The following is a 14,704-nucleotide window of genomic DNA, read 5'->3' as shown; positions in this document are numbered from 1 at the left end:
GCCAGGCGCCACTGGCGCTACCCCGGCCCAGGCCATCGTCACCGCCCTCGCCCCCGGCGCCACGCCACCTGTCGCTGCGGCCGATGCCGACGATCCGATGCTGGCCCCGGCCGGCGTCAACCGCGCCGCCCAGCAAGCGCTGGAAAAACGCATTGCCAAAACCGAGGAAGACCTGGCCGCCGCGCGCATGGCAATTCAAGCCGCGCAAGCCACCGCCGCCGCTGCCACGGCCCCGCGCCCCGACCAGATGCCGCCGCTGGCCGCACCCGAGAGCAGCGAAATCCGCGTTGCCCGCAGCATGCAGCAGTCGCCGGTCTCGCCGACGCTGGACAGCGCCTACACCGCCTTCAACAACGGCGACTTGCCGGCCGCTCAGCAGCAATACGACGAAGCGCTGGCCCAGGATCCGAACAACCGCGACGCCTTGATGGGCGCTGCCTCGGTAGCCTCGCGCCAGGGCCAGAAAGACAAAGCCGCCTCCTACTACCTGCGCCTGCTGGAACTGTCGCCCAACGACGGCGCCGCCACCGCTGGCCTGATCGGCCTGCGCCAGGGCGACATCAGCCGCAGCGAAGCGCGCCTGAAAGCCATCCTCGCCACCAATCCGGAAGCCGCGCCAGTACTGTTCGCGCTTGGTAACCTGTACGCGCAACAAGGCCGCTGGCCAGATGCCCAGCAAGCCTACTTCCGCGCCACCGGCGCCGCGCCGGACAATCCGGACTACGCCTACAACCTGGCCGTCGGCCTCGACCGCCTCAACCAGCCCAAGCTGGCGCTGACTTATTACCAGCGCGCGCTGGCGCTGGCGCAGGACAAAGGCGTCGGCTTCGACCGCAACGCGCTGCGCAAACGCATGCACGAACTGAGCCCCGGCCAAGCCGCACACTAGACTCATGGCAGAACAACCAAAACTCCCGCTCGGCAAACTGCTGATACAAAAAGGCATCATCAGCGAAGACCAGCTGCGCATCGCGCTGATCGAACAAAAGAGCACCAACGAACCGCTCGGGAAACTGCTGATCACACTGGGCTTCGTGACCGAAGCCACGGTGCGCGAAGCGCTGTCGGAAAACCTCAACACCCAGAGCGCCGACCTGAATAGCCTGGTGGTGGACGCCATCGCGCTCAAGCTGATCCCGAAGGATGTGGCCAAGCGCTACCGCGTGTTCCCCATCGTCTACGAGCGCGCCACCGACAACCTGATTTTGGCCATGTCGGACACCAGCAATATCGTGGCGCTGGACCAGATCAGCGCCATGCTGGTCAAGGGCATCACCATTACGCCGCTGCTGGTCAACGAGTCCGACATCCAGCGCGCCATCGACCAGTACTACGGCTTCGAGCTGTCGATCGACGGCATCCTGCACGAAATTGAAACCGGCGAAGTCAATTACGCCAGCCTGGGCACCACCTCGGACGAATACAGCCAGCCGATGGTGCGCCTGATCGACGCCATCCTGGCCGACGCGGTGCAGAACGGCGCCTCCGACTTGCACTTCGAGCCGGAGCAATCGTTCCTGCGCATCCGCTACCGCATCGACGGCATCCTGCGCCAGATCCGCAGCCTGCACAAATCCTACTGGCCGGCGATGGCGGTGCGCCTGAAGGTGATGTCGACCATGAACATCGCCGAGACGCGCGCGCCGCAGGACGGCCGCATCTCGATTAAATTCTCCGGCCGCCAGATCGACTTCCGCGCCTCGGCGCAACCGACCACGCATGGAGAAAACTTCGTACTGCGCGTGCTCGATCGCCAGAAAGGCATCGTGCCGCTGGACGGATTGGGTCTGGCCGAAGAAGAACTGAATTTGCTGAAACTGATGATCGCCCGTCCCGATGGCGTGATCCTGGTGACCGGCCCGACCGGCTCCGGCAAGACCACCACCTTGTATTCGATCCTGAACCACATCAACACCGAAAGCGTCAACATCATGACGCTGGAAGACCCGGTCGAATACCCGATGAACATGATCCGCCAGACCTCGGTGAATGAATCGGCCAAGATGGGCTTCGCCGAAGGCATCCGCTCGATGATGCGGCAAGACCCGGACGTGATTCTGGTCGGCGAAATCCGCGACAAGGAAACCGCCGAAATGGCCTTCGCCGCCGCCATGACCGGCCACCAGGTGTACTCCACGCTGCACACCAACTCCGCCATCGGCGCCATTCCGCGCCTGCTGGATATTGGCGTCCTTGGCGACATCATGTCCGGCAATATCATCGGCATCATCGCGCAACGCTTGGTGCGCAAGCTGTGCACCAGCTGCCGCGAAGCCCACGTCGCCGACGATATCGAACGCCGCCTGCTTGGACTGAGCGAGGAAAGCGGCCCGCAAACCCTGTATCGCCCGGTCGGCTGCAACAAGTGCGGACACCAGGGCTACAAGGGCCGGATCGCGATTATCGAACTGCTGAAAATGACGCCCGTGCTGGATGAATTGATCGCGCGCCGCGCCTCCACCCGCGAACTGAAAAACGCTGCCGCCGAAGGCGGATTCCATAGCCTGATCGACGACGGCCTGCGCCGCGTACTGGAAGGCGTCACCACACTGGAAGAAGTGGGCCGCGTGGTCGATCTCACCGAAAGGCTGGCCTGATGCCGCAATATCTCTACCGCGCGATGAATGCCGCCGGCGATATCCAGCCGGGGAATATGGATGCCGCCAACGAGCCGGATCTGGAGCTGCGCCTGCATCGCATGGGGCTGGACCTGATCGATTGCCGCGTCTCGCGCAACAAAGTCATTGCCCTCAAGCGCCTGATCACCCGCAAGGACTTGATTAACTTCTGCTTCCACATGGAGCAGATGACCGGCGCCGGCGTGTCGATCCTCGACGGCTTGAATGATCTGCGCGAAAGCATCGACCATCCACGGTTCCGCGAAATGATCACCGGCTTGATTGAAAATATCGAAGGCGGCAAGCAGCTGTCGGCCTCGATGGCCGCGTATCCGGAGGTGTTTGATGTGACTTTCACCAGCCTGATTATGGCCGGCGAACAAAGCGGCAAGCTGACCGAGGTTTTTAAAAATCTGTCCGAGACCTTGAAGTGGCAGGACGAACTGGCCTCGCAAACCAAGAAGATCATCATGTACCCGGCCGCTGTCGGCCTGTTCGTCACCGGCGTGATGTTCTTCCTGATGATCTACCTGGTTCCCCAACTAACGTCCTTTGTCAAAAACATGGGCAACACCCTGCCGCTGCACACCAAGGCGCTGATCTTCGTGTCCAATATCTTCATCAATTACTGGTACATCATGCTGGCGTTGCCGCTGATTGCCTTCTTCGGGCTGCGCGCCTGGCTGGCCAGGAGCGAGCAGGCGCGCTACGCGGCCGACGGTTTCAAGCTGCGCATTTGGCTAGTTGGCCCGGTGCTGCACAAGATTATTTTGGCGCGCTTCGCCACCTTCTTTGCCATGATGTACGCCTCGGGCATCACCATCCTCGAATGCATCCACCTGTCCGAGGGCATCGTTGGCAACCGCGTGGTGGCGGCCGGCCTGCGCCGCGCGGCGCAGCAGATTTCTGAAGGCACCGGCATCACCGCAGCTTTCGCCAACACCGGCATCTTCCCGCCGCTGGTGATCCGCATGCTCAAAGTCGGCGAATCGACCGGCGCACTGGATGGCGCGCTGCGCAACGTCAGTTACTTCTACAACCGCGAGGTGAAGGAGATGATCGAGAAAGTACAGTCCATGATCGAACCGGCCATCACCGTGGTGCTGGGCGTGATGGTGGGCTGGATCATGCTGTCGGTGATGGGACCGATCTACGACACGATCAGCAAAATCAGGACCTGAGGCCATCGTGTTCAGCAAACATTTATTCTATCTGACCAGCGACCAGCTTTGCGCCTACCTGTGGCAAGGCGGCCGCCTCACGGGCGGCACGCGCTTCGCCAACACCCGCAGCGGTATCGACGATTTCATGGACTACGTCGACAGCCACAATCGCACCGCGCCGGTCTACATTCTGGCGGACCTGATCGAGGAAGACTTCCAGCGCGTGACGCTGCCGCACGTGCGCGGCAGCGCGGCGCGCCAGCTGCTGGAGCGCCGCCTGCTGCAGCAGTACCGTGAAACGCCGTTCCGCCATCACGAGGTTCAGGGCCGCGAAAGCGCCGGCCGCCGCGACGATTTGGTGCTGCTGTCGGCGCTGACCAATCCATCATCGGTGCAGCCGTGGGTGGAAGCGCTGGAGCAGTTGCAAGTACCGCTGGCCGGCGTGTATTCGACCACGCTGCTAAGCGAGGACCTGGCGCACAAGCTGAAACTGCGCGACGAGCACCTGCTGCTGGTAACGCAGCAATCGGCCGGCTGGCGCCAGAGCTACTTCCAGAACGGCATGCTGAAGTTCTCGCGCCTGACACCGGCCATCGACCGCGATGGCAACCCAATCAACATCGGCGTGGAGACTGGCAAGACCCAGCAATTCCTCACTAGCCAGCGCTTGCTGGGGCGCGGCAATGTGCTGCAAACCGTGGTGATCGCGCCGGCCGCTGACACCGAAGCGCTGGACGCGCAATGCAACGACGGCGCCGAGACCGAATTCCGCTTCCTGACGCTGGAATCGGTAGCCTCACGCGCGGGCCTGAAAACCGGCGACGACAAAACGGAACAGCAAGCTGCACACCTGGCCGAGCCGATGATGCTGGCCTTCCTGGCGCGCCGCAAGCCGGACACCCATTACACACTGGGCGACTGGCAGCGCTACTTCAAGCTGTGGCGCGCGCGCGTCAACCTGTATGCGTTCAGCGCCGCCGTGACCATCATCTGCGCCGGCATTACCGGCTACAACCTGTGGGAACAGTATTCCGCCGACAGCGACGCCGCGCGCCTGGCGACGGAAGCCGCGCAGCTGGAAGCGCGCTACCGCAACGTCATGGCCGAGATGCCGCCGCGCGTGACCAGCACCGCCAATATGCGCGCCGCCGTCAGCGTGGAGCGCATGCTGGCCACGCAATCGGCCACGCCGCTGGGCATGGCCACGGTGGTCAGCCGTGCGCTCGAAACTTCGCCGCAAATCCGCCTGCTGCAGCTGGACTGGAAAGTCAGCCTGCCGGCCGCCAACGCACCGGCGCCGGGCCAGGAAGACAACGCGGCGGCGCCGATTTCCTCGCTGGTGGCCGGGATACCGGGCCGCGCACCGCAAGTGCTGGTGCTGGAAGCGGAGATCATGGGCGATCAGGATGACTATCGCGGCGCGGTCGACAGCATGACCCAGTTCGCGCAAGCGCTGGCCAAGCATCCGCGCATGACGGTGGAAATCGACAAGCCGCCGGTCGACACCCGCCCTTCTGTCAAACTGGCCGGCAAGGCCGGGCCGCAGGCGGTGGCGTCGGGCCGCGCCAAATTCACCCTGAACCTGGCGTGGAAACCATGAGTCCCAATCCTGTCCCCGCCAAAAAGAAACCGGTAGCCAGCAAGCCGCTGCCGTTCTGGATCAGCGAGTTCGCGCTGATCCGTACCGCGCTGCTGACCTTACTGGCGGCGCTGACGGTATCGGTCACCGGCGTGACGCTGAGCCATATGAAGAGGCAGGATGCGGTGGTGCTGTCCGCCCATGCGCAGCGCACGCGCGACACTGCGTCTTCGCTGTACGCGCAAGTCGACAATGAAAAACGCGACATCCGCAATTTCCAGCAGCGCTTTGTCGAACTGCGCCAGCGTGGCCTGATCGGCGAAGAGCGCCGGCTGGCGTGGCTGGACGTGATCCGCCAGACGCAAGAGCAGCTCAAGCTGCCGCCGCTCAGCTACGAGATCGAACCGCAGCAAGCGGTAACGCTGGAAGCGCAGATGGATCTCGGCGAATACCAGCTACGCGGCAGCCGCATGCACCTGCACATGGAACTGCTGCATGAACTGGACCTGTTCAACTTCTTCCAGGACCTGCGCGAGCGCGGTTACGTGGCGGTGCAGGATTGCTCGATCAAGCGGCTCGGCGTGGCGGCCGGGGCGCCGGGTGCGTCCACGCTGGGCGCCGACTGCACGCTGAACTGGATCACCCTGAACACCGCGCCAAAAGCGCCGTCGCTGGCAGTGGGATCACCGCGGAAAGGCAAGCTATGAAGTGCGCCCTGTCCCTGCTGGCCGCGTTGACACTGGCCTTGCCCGCCCAGGCGCAAATCACGCTGGGGCGCCTGTTCGCCACACCGGCCGAACGCACGACGATGGACGCTAGCCGCGGCGCCCATGCCGCCCTGCTCCCCAATTCGCAAGGTGCGGCACCGGAGCCGCCGCCTGCGCCGGCGTCTTTCGTACCGAGCGATACGCAGGCGACGGATGCCACCACCGCTATAGCCAACGCCAACGCCCCGGCCACGCCGCCATCGGAGCTGACCATGACTGGCATCCTGCGCAGCAGCGATCACCGCAGCGTGGTGTTCCTCAACGGTATTCCACAGCCTGCCGGACCGAAGATGCTGATCACCCTGCCATCGGGAAAAAAAATCCTGCTCAAGCCAGGCCAGCGCTACGACCTGAATGAACGCCGCATCAAGGATGTCAATGAACCGTAAGTTTGCCGCTCGCCGCCAGTCCGGTTTCACGCTGGTGGAGATTGCTATCGTGCTGCTGATCGTCGGCCTGATGATAGGCGGCCTGATTGCGCCACTATCATCGCAGATGGAGCAGCGCCACGTCAGCGACACCAAGCGCACAATGGATGAGGCGCGCGAAGCACTATTCGGCTTCGCGCTGCGCAATAGCTACCTGCCCTGCCCGGCCATCTCCGCCACCAACGGGCTGGAGGACCGTACCGGCACCGCCTGCAACAAGCGCTATGGCTACCTGCCCTGGGCCACGCTGGGTGTGAGCCGGCTCGATGGCTGGAATCATTTAATGGGCTACACAGTAACCCCAGCGTTTTCCGATTCAGCCTCGCTGTTCACGCTAAAAACCGCGCGCGATATCACCATCGCCACGCGCGACCTCAGCGGCCAGCTGACGGCGGCGACCGGCGTCAATGACATCCCGGCCGCCATCATCTCCTTCGGCCATAACGGCTACGGTGCGACCAGCGACCAGAACACCATCGTGGCCGATTCGGGCACCGGCAATATCGATGAAAAAGCCAATCTGCAAAGCTCCGGCACGGCGCTGATCATGCGCGATCCAAGTGACGATGCGCGCGCCGCCGGCGGCGCCTTCGACGACCTGGTGATCTGGATCTCACCCAACATCCTGTACAACCGCATGGTGGCGGCCCAGCGCTTGCCATGATGCGGCCCGCCCTCACCATCGCCCGCTACACGCTGCTGGAAGCCTTGCGCAACCGGCTGTTGTGGCTTTTGCTGCTGATGGCCGCAGCTGCAGTCGCGGTCAGCGGTTTCCTCAACGAACTGGCGCTGACCGAAAGCCGGCAGTTGCAAGCCGCCTTGCTGGGCGCGGTGCTGCGGCTGGCGGCGGTGTTCCTGATCGCCACCTTCGTGGTCACCAGCATGGCGCGCGAGGCTAACGACAAGGGACTGGAATTGCTGATGGCGCTACCGATGCCGCGCGCCGTCTACTTGTTCGGCAAACTGGCGGGCTTCGGCGCGCTGGCGGTGCTGCCGGCGTTGTTGTTCGGCGCACTGGGCCTGTTCTTTGCGCCGCCAGCGCAAGCGGCGCTGTGGGCCTTCTCGCTGCTGTGCGAATGCTGGATTGTGGCGGCGTTCAGCGTGCTGTGCATGCTGACGCTGAACCAGGTGCTGCCCGCGCTGGCGGCGGCGTTCTCGTTCTACCTGCTGGCGCGCGTAGTCGCGGCCTTGCAGCTACTGGGCCATGGCGCGGCCACCGTGCAAAGCGCCAGCCAGCAAGCGCTCAATACCGGCATCGACGGCCTGGCGCTGCTGCTGCCGCATCTCGACCAGTTCACGCGCAGCGATTGGCTGGTGTATCACAGCGGCAGCGCCGCCGACGTTACCAGCATCGCCGCACAGACCGCGATCTACGTTGCGTTGATGAGCGCCGCAGCGCTGTTCGACCTGCACCGCAAAGCCATCTGAGGCCAGCTATGCCAGCCGCCACCCCGCCCGCTGACGACCACACCGCCTCGCCGATGCCTCGGGGCGGCGCTCGTGCCGGCGCGCAGCGCGCCGCACCGCGTCATGTGCTGCTGGCCGTGCTGATTGCTCTGGTGGTGCAAATCGCCTGGCAAGCCAGCCGGCCGCCGGCCCTAGCGCGCGCGCAAGACCTGCCGCCGGCGCCATCGCTGGCCGCCTTGCAGCTGGCCGCGCTGGGCGACCCGGTCGCCATGTCCAAGGCCACCATGCTGTACGTGCAGGGCTTCGACGAGCAAGCCGGCATCAGCATCGCCTGGCGCGATCTCGATTACACCAAAGTTGTCACCTGGCTGCAGCGCGTGCTGGACCTTGACCCGCGCGGCCAATACCCGCTGCTGGCCGCCAGCGAAGTGTATGGCGGCGTCACCGAGCCAGTGCGCGCACGCCTGATGCTCGACTTTGTCTACGCCCGCTTCGCCGAAGATCCCAACCGCCGCTGGCCATGGCTAGCCCACGCCGCGCTGGTGGCCAAGCACCGCCTGCACGACCTGCCGCTGGCGCGCTGCTACGCTGCCGCCATTCGCCAGCAAGCCACCGGCCCGCAAGTGCCACCGTGGGCGCGCGAGCTGGAAATCTTCATCGCCGAAGACATGAACGAAGGCGACGCCGCGCGCGCCCTGATCGGCGGCCTGCTACGCAGCGGCCAGATCACCGACCCACACGAACTAAAGTTCCTGTCTGACCGCCTCGACCAATTGAACCGCCCCTAAGGCGCTTGCTATACTATGACGACCCACACGAAAGGAATTCCCATGCGCTCCCTCCCTGCCCGCCAACGCGGCTTTACCCTGGTTGAAATCGCCATCGTACTGGTCATCATCGGCCTGCTGCTGGGCGGCGTGCTGAAAGGCCAGGGCCTGATCGACAGCGCCCGCGTCAAGAACATCATCCAGCAATCGACCTCGCTGACGGCAGCGGTGAACGCGTATCAAGACAAATTCCGCGCCCTGCCCGGCGACGACGTACAAGGCACCACCCACGCACCGGGCGCCACCGGCAACGGCAACGGCGACGGCCAGATCGGCGAATACCTGCTGGCGCCGCAGCACCTGGCACTGGCCGGCTTCATTACCGGCTCGTTCAACGGCACCACCGACTTCATGACCAGCGCCCAGGGCGGCGCCGTCTATATCTACAACGACGTGGTGGCGGGACGCGGCGGCAACGGCGTACGCCTCGATAATCTGCCGGATTCGTTCGCCGAACAGGTCGACAGCAAGCTGGATGACGGCAAATACAACACCGGTTCGGTGCGCGCCACCGGCCCTTATACCAACAACGGCAGTGTGATCCAGCGCACCGCCCTGTTCTTCTAAATTTAAAAGCACGCCCGTACTTTTATTCGTTTAGAATAGCTGTCACACCTACAAAAGCAGGAGACAGCATGTTTGAAGAATTCATCGGCACCAAAGCCGTATCGGCCCGCCACCAGTTCGACACAGTGGCCCTCAACGCCTGGCTGCGCCAGCACGTGGAAGGCTATCCGGAAGGCGAACTGGCGGTCGAACAATTCAAGGGCGGCCAGTCCAATCCGACTTTCAAACTAAGCGTCGGCGGTGAGCACTACGTGCTGCGCACCAAGCCGGCGCCGGCCGCCAAACTGCTGCCATCGGCGCATGCCATCGAACGCGAGTACCGCGTGATGGACGCGCTGCAAAAAAATGGCTTCCCGGCCGCGCGCCAGTACGCACTATGCACCGATGAATCGGTCATCGGCCGCGCCTTCTACGTGATGGAATTCGTCGCAGGCCGGGTGCTATGGGATCAGGCCCTGCCCGGCATGACGCCGACCGAACGCGCCGCCATCTACGATGAAATGAACCGCGTGATGGCGCAGCTGCACACGGTCGACTACAAGGCCATCGGGCTGGCCGACTACGGCAAGCCGGGCAACTACTTCGCGCGCCAGATCGAGCGCTGGAGCAAGCAGTACCTGGCGTCGCAAACCGAGACCATCGAGGCGATGGACCAGCTGATCGCCTGGCTGCCGGCCAACATCCCGCCGGGCGAAGACACGTCCATCGTGCACGGCGACTTCCGCCTCGACAACCTGCTGTTCCACCCGACCGAGCCGCGCATCCTCGCCGTGCTGGACTGGGAGCTATCGACGCTGGGCCACCCGTTTGCCGACTTCTCCTACCACTGCATGAGCTGGCACATCGAGCCGGGCAAGTTCCGTGGCATCGCCGGGCTGGACCTGAAGGCGCTCGGCATCCCGAGCCAACAGGAATACATCGCCCGCTACGCCGAGCGCACCGGCAAGACCATCCAGCTGGCCGATTTCAATTTCTATCTGGCCTTTAATATGTTCCGCCTCGCGAGCATTATGCAAGGCATCATGAAGCGCTACGTCGACGGCACCGCCGCCAGTGCGCAGGCGCTGGAGTCGGGCCAGATGGCGCGGCCGATGGCGGAACTGGGCTGGTCCTACGCCTGCGGCAAGGCGATCTGAAGGCTGTGGCGGCACTGCGCCGCCATGGACAAATTCACTTTGTGAAAACGTCGAGCTCAGCTACTATCGAAGCGTGCCCGAGACGAAACGCAAACAACTGCCCTCCATCCGCTCGCAGATCGCGCTGCTGGTACTGGCTTGCGCCTTGCCTACCGTGGTGGGGTTCGGCGCGCTAGTCAGCCAGTTTTACGCCCGCGAGCGCAACACACTCAAAGACGACGCCCAGCAAGCAGCGCGCGCCGTGGCCGCCGCCATCGACCGCGACCTGGTGCAAAGCGAAGGCGCGGCCATCGCGCTGGCCTCTTCGCCCAGCCTGCGCAGCGGCGACGTCGACGGCATGCGGCTGCAGGCCGGCGCGCTCCTCAGCCCGCAGTTCCCGGCATCCCAATTCATCCTCAGCGACACCAGCGGCAAGGCCATGCTCAACGTCGGCGCGCCGCTGCCAGACACGCTCAACCCGGTCAACAACGCGCGTCGGCTGGCGCCGCTGTTCGACCATGGCCGGCCGCAGATGTCGGTGGTGGTGGTGGAAGGCAGCGCTTTGCTGGCGATCGACGTACCGGTGTTCCTCGACAGCCGGGTCATTTACAGCATCACTGCGCTGCTCAAGCAAGACCGGCTGGCCCGCATCCTCAAGGACGAGCATATCGCCGCCGACCAGGCCATGACCCTGTTCGACGCCGACGGCAATATCGTCGCCCAAGCCGGCGGGCCGCGCCTGCTGCTGGGTCATGCAGCCGATCCGGTGCTGCGCGAACAGCTGCTCAAGGCGCACGAAGTGCTGCTGGAAACCGACGACGCCGCCGGCACGCCGGTCTACATGGGCCTGAGCCGGGCCCCGGTCAGCGGCGCCACGGTGGCCATCGCCACGCCGCAAGCCAACGCCACCCAGGAACTGCTGCAGGCAGTGGCGCTGATTGCCCTGACCATGCTGGCCGCGCTGGTGGCCGGCTGCACGCTGGCCTGGTCGGTGGGTGGCCGCATCGCCCGCTCGGTACGCGAGCTGGTCGGTCCGGCACAGGCGCTGGCCAACGGCAAGCCGTTCACCATGCCGGAAGCCACCTTCCACGAAGCCGACATGCTGGCCCACGCGCTGGGTGCGCTGGAAGGCGACTTGCTGCACCACAGCCAGGAGCTGGAAAGCCTGGTGGCCGAGCGCACTAGCCAGCTGGAGAAAAACCGCTCGCAGCTGGAAACCCTGTACGCCACTGCGCCGGTCGGCCTGAGCTACGTCGACGCCGAGCTGCGGGTGCTGCGCATCAACGACTACCTGGCCGCGCTCAACCAGCAGAAGGTGGTGGCCCACCTCGGCCGCCACATCGGCGACATGATTCCCGACGACGCTGTGCGCAACAATGTGCTGGAGGATTACCGCATCGTGCTGGAGACCGGCAAGCCGCTGACCGGCATCGAACGCACCGGCAATCCGGCCTCCTCGCCGGACGAGCTGCGCCACTGGGTGGTCAGCTACTACCCGCAGTTTGGCGGCGACGGCAAAATCATCGGCATCACCGCCCTGCTGCTGGACGTGACCGAGCACAAGAAAGTGGAAGCCGAGCTGCGGCGCTCGCGCCAGTTGCTCAGTTCGATCGTGGAAAACATCCCGGCCATGATTTTCCTGAAACGCGGCGCCGACCTGCACTACGAAATGTTCAACCGCTACGGCGCACGCATGATGGGCAGCACCAGCGAACGGCTGGTCGGCAAGAGCGACTACGATTTCGTCCCCACCGAGCAGGCCGACCTGTTCAAGGCCGACGACTTGCGGGTGCTGGCCTCGGCGCCGGGGGCCGTCACCGAGATTATCGAAGAGCCGCTGGTCACCGCCGACGGTACGCGCTACCTGACCACCCGCAAAGTGGCACTACGCGACGAGCACGGCAACGCCACCCACGTGCTAGGCATTTCGCACGACATCACCGAGCGCAAGGAAGCCAAGGAGGCACTGCGCGCCACCGCCGAGCGGCTGACCGCCAGCGAGCGCTTCGTGCGCGCGGTTACCGACAACCTGCCCGGCATGGTGGCCTACTGGGACGCCACTTTGCGCTGCCGCTTCGCCAACCGCTACTTCCTCGACTGGCATGGTGTGCAGCAGGAAGACATGATCGGCGCCTACATGCCGGAGGTGATCGGCAAGGAACAATTCGACGAAGGCGCCCCCTACGTCACGGCGGCGCTGGCAGGTGAACCGCAGGGCTTTGCCGGCCGCCTGCGCTGGCCTTCGGGCGAAAACAGCCATACCTGGGTCAACTATATCCCCGATGTTGATGATTCCGGCGCAGTAAAGGGTTTCTTTGTGCTAGTCTCCGATGTCACCGAGCTGAAGGAAACGGAATTGCACTTGCAGGAACTGAACGAGGAACTGATCCTGGCGCGCGACCGCGCCGAGGCGGCCAGCCGGGCCAAGAGCGAATTCCTGGCCAATATGAGCCACGAGATCCGCACCCCGATGAACGCCATCATCGGGCTGGCGCGGCTGCTGGAAGAAGCGCCGCTGGCACCGCGCGAACGCGGCTACCTGCACAAGATCCAGTTCGCCACCCAGTCCCTGCTTAGTTTGGTGAACGACGTGCTCGACTTCTCGCGCGTGGAAGCCGGCCAGCTGGTGCTCGAGCATGCGCACTTCCACCTGCAGCACATCCTGGACAGTATCAGCGTCATGCTGAGCGGCAGCGCCAGCGACAGGGGCGTGGAGCTGGTGTACGACATCGACCCGGCTATGCCAACCGAACTGGCGGGCGATCCGATGCGGCTGCAGCAAGTGCTGCTCAACCTGATCAGCAACGCCATCAAATTTACCGACCATGGCGAAGTGGTGCTGTCGGTGCGCCCGGCCGCCGGTTCGGGCAAGCCGGGCGACCAGGCGGTGCTGGTGGAATTCACCGTGCGCGACACCGGCATCGGCATCGCTGCCGACCATCAAGCCGGCATCTTTGACGCCTTCTCGCAAGCCGACAGCGGCACCAGCCGCAAGTTTGGCGGCGCCGGGCTAGGGCTGGCGATCTGCCGCCAGCTGGCTGACATGATGGGCGGCGCCATCAGCGTCCAGAGCGAGCCGGGGCGCGGCGCTGAATTCCTGTTTGCTTGTCCGCTCGAATGCGCGGCGCCTGCCGCCACCTTGCCGGCGCCGGCCGCCAACGCCGCGCTGTCGGTGCTGATCGTCGATGACAACCCTAGCGTGCGGCAAGCGCTGCATGCGGCCGGATCGAGCTTCGGCTGGCACACCGCCTGCGCCGCCGGCGCCGAGCAAGCCCTGATTCTGCTGGAGGAGCGGGCCCGCGCCGGCCAGCCCTACGATTTGCTGCTGCTGGACCGCGACATGCCCGTCACGGACGGCGCCGCCATGCTACAGCAGTTGCCGGAAGGCCTGCATCTGCCGCCGGTACTGATGATGACCAGCGAACACCAGGCCGCCACGCTGACACAGCAATCGGCGGCCTTGGGCCTGGCCGGCGTGCTGGCCAAGCCGATCAGTCCGGTGCGCTTGCTGGAACGGGTCAGCGCCCTGCTGTCCGGCGACCAGGCCACGGCCAGCATTCTCAGTCAGCTCGAACACACGCCGCTGCAAGGCCGCCTGAGCGGCATGCGCATCCTGCTGGTGGAAGACAATGAAATCAACCAGGAAGTGGCGCAATACATGCTGCTGCATGCAGGCGCCACGGTGGAAGTAGCCGAGAACGGCAAGCTGGCGGTGGAATTGCTGGCGGCCGCGCCGGAACGCTACGACGTGGTGCTGATGGACGTGCAAATGCCGGTCATGAACGGCTATGACGCCACCCGTGAAATCCGCCGCCAGGGCTTGCTGACTTTGCCGATCATCGCCATGACCGCCAACGTGCTGGAAGACGACCGCCGCCGCGCCTCCGAGGCCGGCATGAACGCCCACGTGGCCAAGCCGATCGACGTCGAAGAGCTGATCGCCGTGCTGACCCGGCTGGTGACCATCCGCGATGCCACCCGTGAAATGGTGGCGCCGGTGCCGGCCCGGGCGCCCGCGCCGCAGCCGGCCGCCAGTCTGATGCCGCCGCTGTCGCCGCTGCCGGGTATCGACGTCGAAGCAGCACTGGGCCGGCTGGGCGGCAACCAGGATGCGCTGACCAGCTTGCTCAAGCGTTTCGAACAATCGCAGGGCGGCGCCGTGAACCAGGTGCGCGCCCTGCTGTCCGCCGGCCAGCGCCAGCAAGCGGCGCAAGCGCTGCACAAGCTGCGCGG

At 64.7% G+C, this 14,704-nt stretch carries 12 protein-coding genes; all 12 read left to right on the top strand.

All coding sequences use genetic code 11. The features are described from left to right. Window positions 1–889, top strand: an 889-nt coding sequence (locus tag GTP46_RS28820) for a tetratricopeptide repeat protein (RefSeq protein WP_161010070.1), incomplete at its 5' end; no start/stop codon positions are given. 4 nt (window positions 890–893) lie between these two features. Next, complete coding sequence (locus GTP46_RS28815; RefSeq protein WP_161010069.1) at window positions 894–2,597, top strand: GspE/PulE family protein; 1,704 nt, start codon at window positions 894–896, stop codon at window positions 2,595–2,597. Beyond that, entirely contained in the window at window positions 2,597–3,799 is a 1,203-nt protein-coding gene (locus GTP46_RS28810) for a type II secretion system F family protein (RefSeq protein ID WP_161010068.1), read from the top strand. The genes GTP46_RS28815 and GTP46_RS28810 overlap by 1 nt, the downstream gene beginning before the upstream one ends. Window positions 3,800–3,806: 7 nt before the next feature. Beyond that, window positions 3,807–5,381: a hypothetical protein gene (locus GTP46_RS28805; RefSeq protein WP_161010067.1), complete on the top strand. Its 1,575-nt coding sequence runs from the start codon at window positions 3,807–3,809 to the stop codon at window positions 5,379–5,381. Next, window positions 5,378–6,067: a hypothetical protein gene (locus GTP46_RS28800; RefSeq protein ID WP_161010066.1), complete on the top strand. Its 690-nt coding sequence runs from the start codon at window positions 5,378–5,380 to the stop codon at window positions 6,065–6,067. Before GTP46_RS28805 ends, GTP46_RS28800 begins: the two co-directional genes overlap by 4 nt. Then, window positions 6,064–6,516, top strand: coding sequence for a hypothetical protein (locus GTP46_RS28795; protein WP_161010065.1), 453 nt, complete (start codon window positions 6,064–6,066; stop codon window positions 6,514–6,516). Before GTP46_RS28800 ends, GTP46_RS28795 begins: the two co-directional genes overlap by 4 nt. Continuing rightward, window positions 6,506–7,219, top strand: coding sequence for a type II secretion system protein (locus GTP46_RS28790; protein WP_161010064.1), 714 nt, complete (start codon window positions 6,506–6,508; stop codon window positions 7,217–7,219). Before GTP46_RS28795 ends, GTP46_RS28790 begins: the two co-directional genes overlap by 11 nt. Continuing rightward, window positions 7,216–7,983 carry an ABC transporter permease gene (locus GTP46_RS28785; protein ID WP_161010063.1) on the top strand — a complete coding sequence of 256 codons (768 nt, stop codon included), beginning with the start codon at window positions 7,216–7,218 and terminating at the stop codon, window positions 7,981–7,983. Before GTP46_RS28790 ends, GTP46_RS28785 begins: the two co-directional genes overlap by 4 nt. A gap of 8 nt (window positions 7,984–7,991) precedes the next feature. Then, window positions 7,992–8,750 (top strand): hypothetical protein, encoded by a 759-nt coding sequence (locus GTP46_RS28780; RefSeq protein WP_229259146.1) that lies wholly within the window; start codon window positions 7,992–7,994, stop codon window positions 8,748–8,750. 42 nt (window positions 8,751–8,792) lie between these two features. After that, entirely contained in the window at window positions 8,793–9,356 is a 564-nt protein-coding gene (locus tag GTP46_RS28775; RefSeq protein ID WP_161010062.1) for a prepilin-type N-terminal cleavage/methylation domain-containing protein, read from the top strand. Between the two features lie 68 nt (window positions 9,357–9,424). Next, a complete protein-coding gene (locus GTP46_RS28770; RefSeq protein ID WP_161010061.1) occupies window positions 9,425–10,492 on the top strand; it encodes a phosphotransferase in 1,068 nt (355 codons plus the stop codon). Window positions 10,493–10,565: 73 nt separating this feature from the next. After that, window positions 10,566–14,704, top strand: a 4,139-nt coding sequence (locus tag GTP46_RS28765) for a PAS domain-containing protein (RefSeq protein ID WP_161010060.1), incomplete at its 3' end; no start/stop codon positions are given.

Origin of the sequence: Duganella flavida (assembly GCF_009857445.1) — a bacterium.
Taxonomy (GTDB): Bacteria; Pseudomonadota; Gammaproteobacteria; order Burkholderiales; family Burkholderiaceae_D; genus Rugamonas; species Rugamonas flavida.
Note: the sequence above shows the minus strand (reverse complement) of the source record. Positions and strands in the feature narration are given on the sequence as shown.

Coding starts and splice junctions, on each gene's coding strand:
- GTP46_RS28775 (WP_161010062.1), top strand. CDS start 8,793: ATGCGCTCCCTCCCTGCCCGCCAACGCGGCTTTACCCTGGTTGAAATC.
- GTP46_RS28815 (WP_161010069.1), top strand. CDS start 894: ATGGCAGAACAACCAAAACTCCCGCTCGGCAAACTGCTGATACAAAAA.
- GTP46_RS28800 (WP_161010066.1), top strand. CDS start 5,378: ATGAGTCCCAATCCTGTCCCCGCCAAAAAGAAACCGGTAGCCAGCAAG.
- GTP46_RS28780 (WP_229259146.1), top strand. CDS start 7,992: ATGCCAGCCGCCACCCCGCCCGCTGACGACCACACCGCCTCGCCGATG.
- GTP46_RS28790 (WP_161010064.1), top strand. CDS start 6,506: ATGAACCGTAAGTTTGCCGCTCGCCGCCAGTCCGGTTTCACGCTGGTG.
- GTP46_RS28795 (WP_161010065.1), top strand. CDS start 6,064: ATGAAGTGCGCCCTGTCCCTGCTGGCCGCGTTGACACTGGCCTTGCCC.
- GTP46_RS28770 (WP_161010061.1), top strand. CDS start 9,425: ATGTTTGAAGAATTCATCGGCACCAAAGCCGTATCGGCCCGCCACCAG.
- GTP46_RS28785 (WP_161010063.1), top strand. CDS start 7,216: ATGATGCGGCCCGCCCTCACCATCGCCCGCTACACGCTGCTGGAAGCC.
- GTP46_RS28810 (WP_161010068.1), top strand. CDS start 2,597: ATGCCGCAATATCTCTACCGCGCGATGAATGCCGCCGGCGATATCCAG.